Origin of the sequence: Nonomuraea sp. B12E4 (assembly GCF_039871825.1) — a bacterium.
Classification (GTDB): domain Bacteria; phylum Actinomycetota; class Actinomycetes; order Streptosporangiales; family Streptosporangiaceae; genus Nonomuraea.
In genome coordinates, this window is the sequence record NZ_JBDPME010000010.1 from 26436 (window position 1) to 41456 (window position 15021).

14 protein-coding genes are annotated in these 15021 nt (G+C 69.2%); 7 read left to right on the forward strand and 7 right to left on the reverse strand.

The annotated features are described in order from the left end of the window. The first annotated feature begins 181 nt into the window (after window positions 1–181). The 4 genes from ABGB18_RS22980 to ABGB18_RS22995 are packed head-to-tail and all read left to right on the forward strand — an operon-like array spanning window position 182 to window position 4641. A complete protein-coding gene (locus tag ABGB18_RS22980; protein ID WP_347697621.1) occupies window positions 182–1144 on the forward strand; it encodes a sugar ABC transporter permease in 963 nt (320 codons plus the stop codon). Then, window positions 1128–1994: a carbohydrate ABC transporter permease gene (locus ABGB18_RS22985; protein ID WP_347697622.1), complete on the forward strand. Its 867-nt coding sequence runs from the start codon at window positions 1128–1130 to the stop codon at window positions 1992–1994. Before ABGB18_RS22980 ends, ABGB18_RS22985 begins: the two co-directional genes overlap by 17 nt. Before the next feature lie 57 nt (window positions 1995–2051). Continuing rightward, window positions 2052–3341, forward strand: coding sequence for an extracellular solute-binding protein (locus ABGB18_RS22990; RefSeq protein ID WP_347697623.1), 1290 nt, complete (start codon window positions 2052–2054; stop codon window positions 3339–3341). A 22-nt stretch (window positions 3342–3363) separates the two neighbouring features. Continuing rightward, the gene (locus tag ABGB18_RS22995) at window positions 3364–4641 is read left to right on the forward strand and encodes a Gfo/Idh/MocA family oxidoreductase (protein WP_347697624.1); all 1278 of its coding nucleotides are present in this window, start codon (window positions 3364–3366) and stop codon (window positions 4639–4641) included. Window positions 4642–4785: 144 nt separating this feature from the next. Here ABGB18_RS22995 and ABGB18_RS23000 read toward each other — a convergent pair whose 3' ends face one another. The 7 genes from ABGB18_RS23000 to ABGB18_RS23030 all read right to left on the reverse strand — a co-directional run bounded on the left by ABGB18_RS23000 (window position 4786) and on the right by ABGB18_RS23030 (window position 11882). Beyond that, entirely contained in the window at window positions 4786–6555 is a 1770-nt protein-coding gene (locus ABGB18_RS23000; protein WP_347697625.1) for an ABC transporter substrate-binding protein, read from the reverse strand. A gap of 18 nt (window positions 6556–6573) precedes the next feature. Further along, on the reverse strand, window positions 6574–6849 hold the full coding sequence (locus ABGB18_RS23005) for a DUF2160 family membrane protein (RefSeq protein WP_347697626.1): 276 nt from the start codon (window positions 6847–6849) through the stop codon (window positions 6574–6576). A gap of 2 nt (window positions 6850–6851) precedes the next feature. After that, window positions 6852–7670, reverse strand: coding sequence for a carbohydrate ABC transporter permease (locus tag ABGB18_RS23010; RefSeq protein ID WP_347697627.1), 819 nt, complete (start codon window positions 7668–7670; stop codon window positions 6852–6854). Between the two features lie 4 nt (window positions 7671–7674). Next, window positions 7675–8640 carry a sugar ABC transporter permease gene (locus ABGB18_RS23015; RefSeq protein WP_347697628.1) on the reverse strand — a complete coding sequence of 322 codons (966 nt, stop codon included), beginning with the start codon at window positions 8638–8640 and terminating at the stop codon, window positions 7675–7677. Beyond that, window positions 8637–9743, reverse strand: coding sequence for an ABC transporter ATP-binding protein (locus ABGB18_RS23020; protein ID WP_347697629.1), 1107 nt, complete (start codon window positions 9741–9743; stop codon window positions 8637–8639). Before ABGB18_RS23020 ends, ABGB18_RS23015 begins: the two co-directional genes overlap by 4 nt. After that, window positions 9736–10827 carry an ABC transporter ATP-binding protein gene (locus ABGB18_RS23025; RefSeq protein WP_347697630.1) on the reverse strand — a complete coding sequence of 364 codons (1092 nt, stop codon included), beginning with the start codon at window positions 10825–10827 and terminating at the stop codon, window positions 9736–9738. The genes ABGB18_RS23020 and ABGB18_RS23025 overlap by 8 nt, the downstream gene beginning before the upstream one ends. Window positions 10828–11090: 263 nt before the next feature. After that, complete coding sequence (locus tag ABGB18_RS23030; protein ID WP_347697908.1) at window positions 11091–11882, reverse strand: SDR family oxidoreductase; 792 nt, start codon at window positions 11880–11882, stop codon at window positions 11091–11093. A 114-nt stretch (window positions 11883–11996) separates the two neighbouring features. Here ABGB18_RS23030 and ABGB18_RS23035 point away from each other — a divergent pair, with 114 nt between their 5' ends. From ABGB18_RS23035 to ABGB18_RS23045, 3 genes are all read left to right on the forward strand, one after another. After that, window positions 11997–13568: a hypothetical protein gene (locus ABGB18_RS23035; RefSeq protein ID WP_347697631.1), complete on the forward strand. Its 1572-nt coding sequence runs from the start codon at window positions 11997–11999 to the stop codon at window positions 13566–13568. A gap of 72 nt (window positions 13569–13640) precedes the next feature. After that, window positions 13641–13937 (forward strand): hypothetical protein, encoded by a 297-nt coding sequence (locus ABGB18_RS23040; protein WP_347697632.1) that lies wholly within the window; start codon window positions 13641–13643, stop codon window positions 13935–13937. Beyond that, window positions 13937–15019 carry a DUF6745 domain-containing protein gene (locus tag ABGB18_RS23045; RefSeq protein WP_347697633.1) on the forward strand — a complete coding sequence of 361 codons (1083 nt, stop codon included), beginning with the start codon at window positions 13937–13939 and terminating at the stop codon, window positions 15017–15019. The genes ABGB18_RS23040 and ABGB18_RS23045 overlap by 1 nt, the downstream gene beginning before the upstream one ends. The last annotated feature ends 2 nt before the right edge of the window (window positions 15020–15021 follow it).

A 15021-nucleotide genomic window follows, 5' to 3' on the forward strand; every position in this document is an offset into this window, starting at 1 on the left:
AACGGTTGTACCAATAGCGTGACAAATTGATCCGACCTATTCGGTGAGCAAGAGTGTTAGCTGGGAAAACGTCGTCTCGATATATCGGTAACGGCTATGTAACGCCTGCAAAGGGTTGACGTAACTTTCCCGTCAGCTATAGGAAAGCGCTATCCATTCACTTCTCGCCGGAAGGTCCGTGATGACTGAAGTTTCGGTGGCGGTGAAACCTCGGGGCACGCCGGCCGAACCCAGGCGCGGCGGTCACCGCTCCACGAAACGCTCCCGCCGTGAGGCACGGGCGGCCTACCTCTTCCTGGCGCCCTGGTTTGCCGGCCTGCTCGTCATCACGATCGGCCCGATCCTCGCCTCCCTCTACCTGTCGTTCACCGACTACAGCCTCCTGGAGGAGGCCAAGTGGGTGGGGTTCGACAACTACGTCACGATGTTCACCGAGGACCCGAGATTCCTGTCCTCGCTGAAGGTGACCACGATCTACGTCGTCGTCTCGGTCCCGCTGCAACTGGCCTTCGCGCTCGCCCTGGCCCTGGTGCTCGACCGGGGGCTGCGCGGCCTGTCGCTCTACCGCTCCATCTTCTACCTGCCCTCGCTGCTCGGCGGCAGCGTCGCCATCGCGATCCTGTGGCGCAAGGTCTTCGGCGCCGAGGGCCTGGTCAACTCGGTGCTCGCGGTCTTCGGCATCCAGGGACCCGGCTGGGTGGGCCATCCGGACTACGCGCTCAGCACGCTGATCCTGCTGCACGTGTGGACCTTCGGCGCACCGATGATCATCTTTCTCGCCGGGCTGCGCCAGATCCCGCGCAGCTACTACGAGGCGGCCGCGGTGGACGGCGCGGGCACGTGGCGCCAGTTCAGGTCGATCACGGTGCCGCTGCTGACGCCGATCATCTTCTTCAACCTGGTCCTGGAGATCATCAAGTCGTTCCAGTCGTTCACGCAGTCTTTCATCGTGAGCAGTGGCAGCGGCGGACCCGCCGACTCCACGCTCTTCTACACGCTCTACCTCTACCTGAAGGGGTTCAAGAGCTACGACATGGGCTACGCGGCCGCGATGGCCTGGGTCCTGCTGGTCATCATCGCCGGGCTCACCGGGGTGAACTTCCTCGCTTCCAAGTATTGGGTCTTCTATGGCGACACCAAGTAGGCCGGTCCCGTTCCTCTTCCGCCCGATCAGGGGCGGCAAGATGGTCAAGCACGTACTGCTGATCGGGTTCGGCCTGGTCATGCTCTACCCGCTGTTCTGGATGGTCTCCAGCTCGCTCAAACCGGAGGAGCTGATCTTCCGGCAGCCCGGCCTGTGGCCGAGCCAGGTCACGCTGGAGAACTACAGCGAAGGCTGGTACGCGCTGAAGCATCCCTTCGGCTACTACCTGTGGAACTCGGCGGTCGTCACCGGACTGTCGGTGGTGGCGAACCTGGTGGCCTGCTCGCTGGCCGCCTACGCCTTCGCCCGGCTGAACTTCCCGCTGAAGAAGTTCTGGTTCGCGATCATGCTGGGCGGGATCATGCTGCCGCACCACGTGACGATCGTGCCGCAGTACATCATGTTCTCCGAGCTCGGCCTGATCAACACCATCTGGCCGCTGGTCATGCCCAAGATCCTGGCCACGGACGCGTTCTTCGTCTTCCTCATGGTGCAGTTCATCCGTACCCTGCCGCGGGAGCTGGACGAGGCGGCCGAGATCGACGGCGCGGGTTACTGGCGCATCTTCATCCGGGTCGTCATGCCGCTCTGCCTGCCGGCGCTGGCCACCACGGCTATTTTCACCTTCATCTGGACCTGGAACGATTTTCTCAGCCAGCTCCTTTATCTCAACAATCCCGACAACTTCACCGTGCCGGTAGCGTTGCGCACGTTCCTCGACGCCAGCAGCGACTCGTCGTGGGGCCCGATGTTCGCCATGTCGATCGTCGCGCTCGGTCCCATCTTCGGGTTCTTCCTGGCAGGACAGAAATACCTGATCCGTGGTGTCGCCACCACGGGCCTCAAGTAACGACCCCGAAGAGCAAGGCACCCCCCAACAAGAAGAGCACCCATAGGAGGTAGAGCCGTGAGCTCTGGCAAGAAGATGTGGTCGGCGGCACTGCTCGCCACCGCTGTGCTGGCGGTCACCGCGGCGTGCGGCAGTGGCAGCGGCGGCGGGGGCGAGACCGCCGATGGCAGGATCAAGCTGCGCTTCTCCTACTGGGGCAGCGACGCCCGGCAGAAGATGACCGAAGAGGTGATCAAGAAGTTCGAGGCGAAGAACCCGACCATTGACGTGGAGGGCGAGTTCTCCGACTTCGACAGCTACTACGAGACGCTGTCCACGAAGGTCGCGGGCGGTGACGCGCCCGACATCATCACGATTGAGATCCGCGGCCTGCGCGAATACGCCGACCGCGGCACCCTGGCCGACCTCAACGGCAAGGTCAACACCGCCGACATCGACGCCAAGGTGCTGACCACGGGCGCCGTGGACGGCAAGCAGTTCGCCGTTCCCACCGGCGTCAACGCCTTCTCCTTAGTCGTCAACCCGGGCCTGCTCGAACAGTCCGGCGCGAAGCTGCCCGACGACACCAAGTGGACCTGGGAGGACTACGTCGACCTGGCCTCCAAGGTCAGCTCGGGCAGCGGCGGCAAGGTCACGGGCACGCAGCTCAGCTGGAACCCGGCCTACCTCCAGATCTTCGCCGCGCAGCGCGGCGAGCCCTTCTACCAGGGCAACAAGCTCGGCCTGACGCCCGACACGATCAAGGCGTGGTGGGCCGTCATGCAGAACCTGATCAAGACCAAGGGCTCCCCCGACGCCGCCAAGAGTGCCGAGATCGGCGCGACCAGCGTGGACCAGTCGCTGCTGGCCACCAACACCGGCGCGTTCGGCATGTGGTGGAGCAACCAGCTCGGCGCGGTCACCAAGGCGTCCGGCCAGAAGATGGACCTGCTGCGCATGCCGAAGGCGCAGGGCGCCACCACCGGTGGCATGTTCCTGCAGCCCGCGATGTTCCTCACCGCCTCGGCCAAGTCCAGCCATGCCGCCGAGGCCGCCAAGTTCATCGACTTCATGATCAACGACCCGGAGGCGGGCGCGATCATCCTCAGCGACCGCGGCCTGCCGGCCAGCTCCAAGGTGCTGGCGGCGGTCCGGGACAAGCTGCCGGAAGCGGACGTCAAGACGCTGGAGTTCCTCGACAAGGTCAAGAGCGAGCTGGCCGACCCGCCGGCCGCCCCGCCGAAGGGCGCCAGCGCCATGGAGGACATCCTCACGCGGTACTCGGAGGAGGTCATGTTCGGCCGGATGACCCCCGACGACGCCGCACAGAAGTTCATCACCGAGGCCAACGCCTCAATCGCGGGCTGACCGCACGCCACGAAGGAGAAATATGAAGTACGCGTTCGTCGGGCTCGGGCACCGCGCGGAGATGTACGTCAACGCGCTGCTCGGCGAGTGGCGCGACGCCGGCACCATCGTCGCCCTGTGCGACACGAACCGGACCCGCATGGACTATTACGCCGAGCGGATCGGTAACGAGGTACCGCGCTTCGCGCCCGCCGAATTCGACAAGTTGCTCGAGCTCGCCGACGCGGTCATCGTGACCACGGTCGACGCCACCCACGCCCGCTACGTCTGCGCGGCGCTGGACGCGGGCCGCGACGTCATCGTGGAGAAACCGCTCACCATCGACGCCGAGGGCTGCGCGGCCATCGCCGAGGCCGCCGAGCGCAGCACCGGCCGGCTCATCGTCACCTTCAACTACCGCTACTCGCCGCGTAACTCCGCCGTGCGCCGCCTGCTGATGGAGGGCGCCATCGGCGAGGTGACCACGGTGCACTTCGAGTGGACGCTGGACACCATCCACGGCGCCGACTACTTCCGCCGCTGGCACCGCGACCGGGCCAACTCCGGCTCGCTGCTCGTGCACAAGGCCACCCACCACTTCGACCTGGTCAACTGGTGGCTCGGATCCGCTCCCGAGACCGTCTTCGCCCAGACCGACCTGCGCTTCTACGGCGCGGAGAACGCCAGGAAGCGAGGCCTGGGGGAGCGCCCCGGGCGCGGGCAGGGCGCTCCCGGACTGGGCACCGACCCGTTCATCCTCGACATCTCCAAGGACCCCAGGCTCAAGGCGCTCTATCTGGAGGCCGAGCACGAGGACGGCTACCTCCGCGACCAGGACGTCTTCGGCGAGGGCATCAACATCGACGACAACATGTCGGTGCTGGTGCGTTACGCCAACCGCGCCGTCATGACCTACTCCCTGCACGCCCACGCGCCCTGGGAGGGCTACCGGGTCGCCTTCAACGGCACGGCGGGGCGGCTGGAGCTGGACGTGGTCGAGCGGGAGTGGACGCCGCCGCACGCCGCCATCGATCCCAGCGCCGCCGCCAAGGAGCCCAAGGGGTCCTGGGAGCGGCTCACGCTGCACCGGCACTGGAGCCGGCCGGAGGAGGTGCCCATCGAGGTGGGCGAGGGCGGGCACGGCGGCGGTGACCGGCTGCTGCTCAACGACGTCTTCCGCGGGCCCGGCGACGACCCGCTGGCCCGGCAGGCCGGCTACCGCGACGGGATCCGCAGCGTGCTGACCGGCGTCGCGGCCACCACCTCGGCACGCACCGGCGACGCCGTGCGCCTCACGGACGACGGCACGCGCCTTCGCTGAGCCCGCAGACACCGCCGCCCGAGGCGGGTTCGGCGTGGCACGAGTGACCGCCGCCCGGTGTGGGGTCGGCGCGGTACGAGCGGCCGCCGTCCGGACCTGCCCCGGGCGGCGGCTTTCCCGCCGTCGGCCGCCCGGGGCCCGGGCTCAGTTGCCCTGCTTCCAGGTGGCGATGAGCTTGTCGTAGTCCAGGGTCTCCGGCTTGCCCCGCTCGTCGGCCAGCTTCGGCGCGGGCGCGCCCGGCTGGTCGTACCAGTACTGGGCGGGGCGCTCCGGGTTCAGCTTGGGCGCGCAGTTGCCGCCGTAGCCGCGCCGCTCCAGCCGGGACAGGATGTCGTCCTGCTGCTTGGCCAGGTTGTCCATCGACTGCTGGGGCGTCGTCTCGCCGGTCACCGCGGTGGCCACGTTCTGCCACCACAACTGGGCGAGCCGGGGGTAGTCGGGCACGTTCGTGCCGGTCGGGGTCCACTGCACGCGCGCCGGCGAGCCGTAGAACTCGATGAGCCCGCCGTACTTGGCCGCGTTGTCGGCGAAGTAGTCGCTCCTGATGTCCGAGTCGCGGATGAACGTCAACCCCATGATCGACTTCTTCAGCGACACCGTCTTCGACGTGACGAACTGCGCGTACAGCCAGGCGGCCGCCCTGCGGTCCTGCGGCGTGTTCTTCAGCAGCGTCCAGGAGCCGGCGTCCTGGTAGCCCAGCTTGTTGCCCTCCTTCCAGTACGCCCCGTGCGGGCTGGGCGCGATGCGCCACTTGGGCGTGCCGTCGCTGTTGACGACCGGCAGACCCTCCTTGGTCATGTCGGCCGTGAACGAGGTGTACCAGAAGATTTGCTGGGCGACGTTGCCCTGCGCGGGCACCGGGCCGGCCTCGCTGAAGTTCATGCCCGCGGCCTCCTGGGGGGCGAACCGCTTCAGCCAGTCGACGTACTTGGTGAGCGCGTAGACCGAGGCCGGGCCGTTCACGTCGCCGCCGCGGCTGACCGACGAGCCGACCGGGCGGCAGTTCTCCACCCGGATGCCCCACTCGTCCACCGGCAGGCCGTTGGGGATGCCCGGGTCGCCGTTGCCCGCCATGGACAGCCAGGCGTCGGTGAACCGCCAGCCGAGCGAGGGGTCCTTGCGGCCGTAGTCCATGTGGCCGTAGACCTTCTTGCCGTCGATGGTGCCGTTGCCGTTGACCTTGCTGGTGAAGAAGTCGGCTATGTCCTCATAAGCCGCCCAGTTGACCGGGACGCCCAGGTCGTACCCGTAGGCGTCCCTGAACTGGCGCTTGATCTCCGGGTCGGTGAACCAGTCGTAGCGGAACCAGTAGAGGTTGGCGAACTGCTGGTCGGGGAGCTGGTAGATCTTCTTGTCCGGGCCGGTGGTGAAGCTGATGCCGATGAAGTCGTTCAGGTCCAGCGTGGGGGAGGTGACGGCCTTGCCCTCGCCGGCCATGTAGTCCGACAGCGGCACCACGTAGTCGCCGCGCGAGTGGGTGCCGATGAGGTCGGAGTCGTTGACGTAGGCGTCGTAGATGTTCTGGTCGCCCTGGATCTGGGTCTGGAGCTTCTCGACGACGTCACCTTCCTGGATCAGGTCGTGCTTGATCTTGATCCCGGTGATCTCGGTGAACGCCTTGGCCAGTTGCCGCGACTCGTACTCGTGCGTGGTGATCGTCTCGGAGACCACGTTGATCTGCATGCCCCGGTAGGGCGCGGCGGCCTTGATGAACCAGTCCATCTCCGCTAGTTGCTGGTCCCTGGACAGGGTGCTCGGCGTGAACTCCTCCGACACCCATCTCTGTGCCGCGGCCTTGCCGTCGGCCTCCCTGAAGTCGCTCGCCGGCCGCTCCGCGCCCTGCGTGCAGCCGGCCGCCGTCAGGACGAGCGCGGCCAGACCAACGGCCACGGACCTGCCTGCCCGATGCCTCATCGTGGGCTCCTCTCCCTGTTAACCCCATATCCCGATCACGACCGTCACCAGCAGCGCGCAGCCGAGGGCGAGCCACATGGACAGGTCGGTGACAGCGATCCAGCCGGCCAGCACGACGGCGGCGCTGATCAGGCCGATGTAGAGACGGTCGCCCCGGTCGGTCTCGATGCGCAGGAAACCTCGCCGGGCCACGGGCGGCGAGAGGCGCGCCCAGACCGCCATGACGATCAGCAGCAGGGCCAGCCCGGCGAACACGAGGGCCGTGGGGACGGTCCAGACCATCCAGTCGAGCATGGCTAGACCCTCCCCAGGGAGAAGCCCTTGGCGATGTAGTTGCGGACGAACCAGATCACGATCGCGCCCGGGACGATGGTGAGGACGCCGGCCGCCGCCAGCAGTCCCCAGTCCACGCCCGCGGCGCTCACCGTCCGGGTCATCGTCGCCGCGATGGGTTTGGCGTTCACCGACGTGATCGTCCGGGCGATCAGCAGCTCGACCCAGCTGAACATGAAGCAGAAGAACGCCGTCACGCCGATCGCGGAGCGGATCATCGGCAGGAAGATCTTGATGAAGAAACGGGGCAGCGAATAGCCGTCGATCGCCGCGGTCTCGTCTATTTCCCGGGGGATCCCGGACATGAAGCCCTCCAGGATCCACACCGCCAGCGGGACGTTGAACAGCATGTGCGCGATGGCCACGCCGAGGTGGGTGTCGAAAAGGCCGACACTCTGGTAGATCTGGAAAAACGGCAGCAGGAACACCGCGGGCGGCGCCATGCGGTTCGTCAGCAGCCAGAAGAACAAATGCTTGTCCCCGGCGAACCGGAAACGCGAGAACGCGTAGGCCGCGGGCAGCGCCACGACGAGCGACATCACGGCGTTCAGCGAGGTGTAGATGATGGAGTTCAGATAGCTCGAATACCACGCCGAGTCGCCGAAGAAAGTGGCGTAGTTGTCGAACGTCACACGCTGCGGAATGAGCGAGAAACTGCCGAGGATGTCCTCGTTCGGCCGGATCGACATGCCGAACATCCACAGCAGCGGCAGCATGAGGGTGGCCACGTAGAGCCAGAAGACCGTACGCGCCCACGGGAGCCGTTGTCCGGATCGCGACATCGCGTCACCTCCCCGACCTGGTGAGCACGGTGAAGAACACGTAGCAGAGGATCTGCACGAACAGGAAGTAGAGCAGCGAGAACGCGCCCGCCGGCCCCAGGTCGAACTGGCCGACCGCGATCTTCGACAGCAGGATGCTGAGGAACGAGGTCGCGTTGCCGGGCCCGCCGCCCGTCACCACGAACGGCTCGGTGTAGATCATGAAGCTGTCCATGAACCTGAGCAGGATCGCGATCGTCAGCACCCCGCGCAGCCTGGGCAGTTGGATGTGCCGGAACGTGGCCCACGCCGAGGCGCCGTCGATCTGCGCGGCCTGGAAGTACGGTTGCGGGATCGAGCGCAGCCCCGCGTACGCCAGCAGCGCCACCAGCGGCGTCCAGTGCCACACGTCCATGACCAGGACCGTGATCCAGGCGTCGGTCGAGTCGAGGGTGTAGTTGAAGTTGATCCCCAGCACGTTGTTGACCGTCCAGCCGCCCAGGCCGATGTCGCCGCGGGCGAAGATCTGCCAGATCGTGCCCACCACGTTCCACGGGATGAGCAGCGGCAACGCGACCAGCACCAGCGCCACCGACATCCCCAGGCCGCGGCGCGGCATCACCACCGCCAGCGCCACCCCGAGCGGGATCTCCAGCAGCAGCACCTGCGCCGAGAACAGCAGCGTGCGTACGAACGCCGCGCGCACCTCCGGGTCGCGGGCGACCGACCGGAACCACTCCAGCCCGACGAAGAGCCGGTCGCTCGGGCTGAAGACGTCCTGCACGGAGAAGTTGACCACGGTCATCAGCGGGATCACCGCCGTGAACGCCACCGACACCACCACCGGCAGCACCAGCCACCAGGCCCGGTTGTTCCGCGGTTTCGGGTCGGCCCGCGGCTCGTCCGGAGCCGCCGCGGGTCCGCCCGCGGACGCCGCAGGGACGATCTCGCCGCCCACCTGGCTGCCCGCGACAGCGGTTTGCTCGCTCACGCCTGCCCCCTTCCGTTCAGGGGTGCGAGGGACCCGCACCGGACCTCGTCGCGGAACAGGAACGTACGCTCCTCCGGGAAGTGCAGAAACGCGACCGTGTCCGGCACGCAGGCGGAGCCCGCCGCGGTCCTGGCGATCACCGGATGCCCCTCGACCTGGGCGTGCACCAGGTCGTAGGCGCCCATGCGGTCGATCCCGGTCACCCGGGCGGCCACGCCGGGGGAGGTGCGCGTGCCGGTGATGCGCACGAACTCCGGCCGCACCCCGATCCGCACCGGCCCCGGTGGCAGGCCGTCCCCGGCGCCCGTCGCCGCCGTCCCGACCTCGGCCTGCCCGACCCGTACGACGCCGCCGACGATCTCGGCGGGCAGCATGTTCATGCCGGGCGAGCCGATGAAGTGCCCGACGAACTCGTGGGACGGCGACAGGAACAGCTCCGCCGGCTCGCCCGCCTGCATGATCTCCCCGTCGTTGAGCACCACCACCTCGTCGGCGAACGTCAGCGCCTCCGTCTGGTCGTGCGTGACGTAGATCAGCGTGTGCCCGGTGTCGCGGTGGATCTCCTTGAGCTTGCTGCGCAGCGTCCACCTCAGCGCCGGGTCCACCACCGTGAGCGGCTCGTCCAGCAGCACCGCCGCGACTTGGGAGCGCACCAGGCCGCGGCCCAGGCTGACGATCTGCTGCCGGCCCGGGTCGAGGCGGCGTGACCTGCGGTGCAGGAGGTCGTCGAGGCCGAGGAGGCGGGAGACCTGGCGGACGCGCTGGTCTATCTCTTTCTTGGGAAATTTCCGGTTTCGGAGGGGGAAGGCGAGGTTGTCGTACACCGACATCTCCTCGTACAGGACCGGGAACTGGAAGACCTGCGCGATGTTACGGCCCGCGGTGGGCACGTCGGTCACCTCGCGGTCGTCGAACCAGATCCGGCCCACCGTGGGGGTCAGCAGCCCCGAGATGATGTTCAGCAGGGTCGTCTTGCCGCAGCCGCTCGGGCCGAGCAGCGCGTACGCCCTGGCGCCGCGCCAGGTCCACGTCATCGGCTTGAGCGCCCAGGTCGCGCCCCCGTCGTAGCTGTGGCCCACGCCCTCCAGCCGGATGTCAGCCACGCAGGTCCACCTCCGCGGCGCCGGTGGCGAGCAGGCGTTCCCCGGTCTGGTCGAAGACGAAGAGGTGGGCCGGGTCCACGTACGCGACCGTGGACTCGCCCGGGGTGAAGAGCTGGGTGCCGGGCAGGTGGGCGACCAGGTGGCGGCGCCCCTCCAGCAGCAGGTGCAGGAACGTCGCGCTGCCGGTCACCTCGGCGAGCCTGATCTCGGCGGGGAACTCCAGCGCACCGGGGGCGTCGCGGGCGATGCTCACCTGGTGGGGGCGTACGGCGAGCATGACCCCGGTGCCGGAGGCGTGCGCGCGGGGCGCCGGTAAGGACGTGCCCAGGCACTCGATCCGGCCGTCGCGGACCACGCCGGGCAGCAGGTTGAGCGGCGGGTCGCTGAGCGTGGCGGCCACGGCCAGCGTGGGCGGGTGGGCGTACATCTCCGCCACGTCACCCACGTGCCGCACCCGGCCCTCGCCCAGCACCACGGTCGGCGCGGCGAACGTCAGCGCCTCGTTCGGGTCGGCCGTGGCGTAGAGGACCACGCTCTCGGACCGGGCGAACATGGCCTTCAGGTCCGCCCGGAGCTGCTCGCGGAGCTTGAAGTCCAGGTTGGCCAGGGGCTCGTCGAGCAGCAGCAGGTCCACCGGGCGGGCCAGCGCGCGGGCGATGGCCGTGCGCTGCTGCTGGCCGCCCGACAGCTCGGCGGGCCGGCGGCCGAGCAGGTCCGCGATGCCCATGAGTTCGGCCACCTCGCGGACCCGCCGGTCGATCCCGTCGCGGTGGAACCCCGGGTCCAGGCGCAGTGGGGAGGCGATGTTCTCGTGGACCGTCAATGACGGGTAATTAATGAATTGCTGGTAGACGAAGGCGACCGACCTTTTCCGCACCGAAATCCCGGTGACGTCTTTTCCGGCCACCAGCACCCGGCCGGAGTCCGGCGGTGACAATCCGGCCGCGACACGCATCAGAGTCGTCTTTCCCGCGGTCATGGGGCCGACGAGGGTGGTCATTCCATTCGGTAATTCCAGGCGAATGTCGTCGAGCCAGGTCTCCCCGCGCTGCCGTACGGAGACGCCATCGAGAATCAGCGTCACTGTGGCGGTCCTCTCTGCTTCCCTCCATCTAACATGATCCGCAACTGCGTGCAAAGAGGGGATGTGTGGTGCCAGTGAGCAATGTGGCTGCTGATTTCCCGAGGAGCGCCGGCCGGGGGCGCAGGTGAACGGATTAACCTATCGCCACGCCGAATGATCGCCTGGTCGGCGCGGGTCGTGGTCAACGGCCGGGACCCGGCCGAGAAAGGGCCGCCTCCCGGCATTCCGGTCGGGCGGTGAACAGCGACCGCTGGAGGGCTCCGTCAGGGCAGGATGGCGTCCACGTATCCGCCGTCCACCCGCAGCGCGCCGCCCGTCGTCGCCGAGGCCTGCGGCGAGCTGAGATACACCACCATGTTGGCGATCTCCTCCGGCTCGATCAGGCGCTGGATCAGGGAGAGAGGCCGGTGCTCGCGCATGAACGCCCGCTGCGCCTCCTCCCACGGCAGTTGCCTGTCGACGAGCTGGTAGACGAAGTCCTCGACGCCCCCCGTGTGCGTCGCCCCCGCGAGCACCGAGTTGACCGTCACCGCGGTGCCCGCCGCCGCCTTGGCGAACCCTCTGGAGACGCCCAGCAGCGCGGTCTTCGTCATGCCGTAGTGGATCATCTCGGCGGGGATGGCGACGGAGGAGTCGCTGGCGATGTACAGGACCCGGCCCCAGTCCTGCTCGATCATGCCGGGCAGGTAGGCGCGGGTGAGCCGGACCGCGCTCATCACGTTGATCTCGAAGTAACGCCGCCACTCGGCGTCGTCGATCTCCAGGGCCGGCCGGGCCTCGAAGACCCCCAGGTTGTTGACCAGGATGTCCAGGTGCGGCAGCGCCGACACCACCTGCTCCAGCCCCTCGTCCGTGGTGACGTCTCCCGGCGCCGCGAGCAGCGCTCCCTGCCAGGCGGAGCCCATCCGCTCCATGGCCGCCGCCACGGAGCCCACGCTGCGGCCGTTGATCCCGACACTCGCCCCGGCCTGGGCCAGCCCGGCGGCGATGGCACCGCCGATCCCTCCGGTCGAGGCCGTCACCAGCGCGGTCTTACCGCTGAGGTCGATGTGCACGGTGTTCCACCCCCTCCAGCCATTGTCCGTGGTACGGCGGCGGCGGATCACGGCGGGGGTCGATCCGGCCGGGTTCGGCCCGAGATCGGGTTCGATGCGTAGGGTGGGGGTGGCGTGGAAGGGGCGCGGGTGCACCGGATCCTGTGGCTGATCGTGGTCGTTGCTTTCGTGGTGGGTCTGGTGGTGCCCGACGACTCCCAGGTGGATGAGTGCGCGGCCCGGGACACCCGGGTGATCGCGCCGTACCCGATCACCGGCTACTGGGTCATGCCCAGGGCCGACGCGTGCGTGACCAGGCGCATGGTCGAGGCGATCCACTCGATCGGCGCCGACACGCTCATCTCCTTCGGGCCGCGCTTCAACGCGAGCCCGGACCCCGACTTCGCCGACTGCGTGGTGGACGGGCACCCGTGCGCCCAGGTGCCGGGCAAGGAGGTCCGGCACGTGTACACGTACACGACCAGCGAGGAGTTCGGGCCGGGGCTGCTGCGGTGCCAGGGGCTGGACCGGCGGATCGAGAGCCGGGGGCGGATCTTCTACCGGGTCGGGCTCGGGGCATCGTGCGCCGACCGCGTACAGGATCTCGTGCTCGTCTCGACCGACGGCGACGGGCTGGGCAACCTCATGGCGGAGGCGGCGGCGTACGGGATGCGGGTCTTCCCGGGCCTGCCGGCGGCGCCGCAGCGGCCGGACAAGACGTGGGAGCCCGACCAGGCGCACCTCGCCGCGCTGAACGCCTTCACCGCGCGGGTGCTGGCCGACTACCGGGCGCGGTTCGCGGGGTCGGCGGCGTTCGGCGGGGTCTACCAGTCGTTCGAGCTGGCGGCGCGGGACCGGGCGGACGACGATCCGATCATCGCCCTGTACGCGGCCCAGCACGCGGTCGTCGCCGCCACCCTGCCCGGCAGGAAGATCCTGGTCAGCCCGTACATCGACGCCCGCAGGGGGCGCGGGTTCCCGCCCGAGCAGGTGGCGGCGGGCCTGGCCGACATCGCGGGAACCCGGGCGGGCGCGCCCATGGCCATCGCCGTCCAGGACGGGCGGGGCACGGGCAAGGTGCCGGTCCACGCGCCGAACGAGCGGGCCGCGAGGGTCGCGCCGCGGCTGGTGCCGGTGGTGGGGGACGTGAGCAACGCGCAGGCGTACTACGGGGCGACCCGTGACTACGTCGAGGCGGCGGCCCGGAACGTGCCACCCGGGGTGGAGCTGTGGGTGAACGTGGAGGGCTTCGAGCCCGCCCCGGCGGCCGGGGAGTGCGGACGGGTGGAGCCGTTACCCCTGCGCGGGCGCACCACGAAGGCCCGGCTCGACCAGCAGATCATGGCCGCCGGCACCCGGGCGGGGAAGGTCATCTCCTACGGCTGGGACCCCTTCTTCACCTGCCAGTCCCGCTTCGACACCCCCTCCCTGGCCGACGACATCGTGAACGGCGCGCGGCAGCCGATCATCGTCGGCGCCTCCAGGAAGGACATGAACGGCCGGCCGGGCATCCTGGTCGAGGGCCACAACCTGCGCGGCGGTACCCTCCGCTTCGACCCGCAGGGAATGGTCGTCCGGCAGGAGTGGTACGGGCGCGGGCGGCTCGAATCAGCCTGGGCCCCGTACACCCCGGCGGGCCCCTGGACCTCCATCACGGCCACGAACGGCACCGGTCAAACCAGCACAAGCCCGTACGTGCTTCCCTGACAGCCGCCGCGGCCCGGGAATTGTCGGTCGGCGGCGATAGCTTGCGATCATCCCCGAGACGGAGGTAGGTCGATGTACCGACAGGGCGACATTCTGATCGTGCCCGTGCCGGAAGAGTCCGCGCCACGTGCGGTGCGGCCCGAGCCGCGCGACGCCCGCGGGCGGCTCGTGCTGGCCCATGGTGAGGCCACCGGGCACTGCCATGCGATTCCCGGCCCCGGCACGCTCTCCGGCGGCTTCCTGCACCTGCCCGAGGGCGGCAGGCTCGTGCACGAGGAGCACGACGCGATCTCGTTGCCCAAGGGGTGGTATCGCGTGATCCGCCAGCGTGAATACGTGCCGGGTTCCTACCGGGTGGTGGCCGACTGATGGAGACCTTGACGTGGGAGCGGCTCGCCTACTGCACCGGCCCGGGTGAGGACGCGGAGCCCGCGGTGCGGCAGGCCTACCGGGAGGCGGGGCTGGCCGAGCCCGAGCGGGTGGTGGTGCTGGCCTCGCCCCTGGCGGGAGCCGTCGCGGCGGCCTGGCTGACGGGCGGCGACCGCGTGCGCAAGGCGCTGGAGGAGGCCGGGCGCGCGGGGACCGGCGGTGAGCTTGCGGGGATCGGGCCGGCGATCCGAGCGGCGGAGGCACTCGGGGAGCCCGGGCGGTCAGTGCGTAACGAGGTCCGCACCGTGCCCTGGGAGCGGGCCAGGGCCGCGGCACAGCAGGAGCTCGGGGCCGCCGGGTGGCCGGCGTTCTGGGCGGAGACGGGCGGGCGGCTGTGGCCGGGGGTCGACCGGCTGGTCACCGACCTCCGCCGGGCCATCGCCCAACTGCCCGGCGGGGAGCTCGCCGGGCGGTCGGCGCGGGAGGCGACCCTCGACGCGGTGCTCGGGCAGCACGACGCCCCCTGGCTGTCGGCGTTCGACGGGCTCGACGGGCTCAAGCGGGTGGCGGAGCGCGCGGGCTGGTGGTGGCCGTTCGAGCGATTGGCGATCGTCACCGAGCGGCCCGCCGAGCTGCACCTCGACGAGCTCGGGCGGTTGCATCGTGCCGGCGGGCCCGCCGTGGCCTACTCCGACGGGTTCGGCCTGCACGCCTGGCACGGCATGCCCGTTCCCGCGGACTTCGTGGCCTCGATGGGCGACCTCACCCCGGAGCGCATCCGCGCCGAGTCCAACGCCGAGTTGCGCCGCGTCATGCTGGAGCACTTCGGGCTCGACCGCTACCTCGCCGCGTCGGGTGCGCGGCCCGTGCACGCCGACGAGACCGGCAAGCTGTGGCGGGTCGAGCTGCCCGATGACGAGCCGCTGGTCATGGTGGAGGTGGTCAACTCCACGCCCGAGCCCGACGGCACCCGCCGCACCTACTTCCTGCGGGTGCCGCCGTGGGTCCGGCGGGCGCGGGAGGGGGTCGCGTGGACGTTCGGCGTGGCCGAGGCCGACTACCGGCCCGAACGCGAGACCTGAGC

What these genes read in the sequence shown, in the direction of transcription:
- ABGB18_RS22995 (WP_347697624.1), top strand. Translation starts at nt 3,364, where the DNA reads ATGAAGTACGCGTTCGTCGGGCTCGGGCACCGCGCGGAGATGTACGTC.
- ABGB18_RS22980 (WP_347697621.1), top strand. Translation starts at nt 182, where the DNA reads ATGACTGAAGTTTCGGTGGCGGTGAAACCTCGGGGCACGCCGGCCGAA.
- ABGB18_RS22985 (WP_347697622.1), top strand. Translation starts at nt 1,128, where the DNA reads ATGGCGACACCAAGTAGGCCGGTCCCGTTCCTCTTCCGCCCGATCAGG.
- ABGB18_RS23045 (WP_347697633.1), top strand. Translation starts at nt 13,937, where the DNA reads ATGGAGACCTTGACGTGGGAGCGGCTCGCCTACTGCACCGGCCCGGGT.
- ABGB18_RS23040 (WP_347697632.1), top strand. Translation starts at nt 13,641, where the DNA reads ATGTACCGACAGGGCGACATTCTGATCGTGCCCGTGCCGGAAGAGTCC.
- ABGB18_RS23010 (WP_347697627.1), bottom strand. Translation starts at nt 7,670, where the DNA reads ATGTCGCGATCCGGACAACGGCTCCCGTGGGCGCGTACGGTCTTCTGG.
- ABGB18_RS23005 (WP_347697626.1), bottom strand. Translation starts at nt 6,849, where the DNA reads ATGCTCGACTGGATGGTCTGGACCGTCCCCACGGCCCTCGTGTTCGCC.
- ABGB18_RS23000 (WP_347697625.1), bottom strand. Translation starts at nt 6,555, where the DNA reads ATGAGGCATCGGGCAGGCAGGTCCGTGGCCGTTGGTCTGGCCGCGCTC.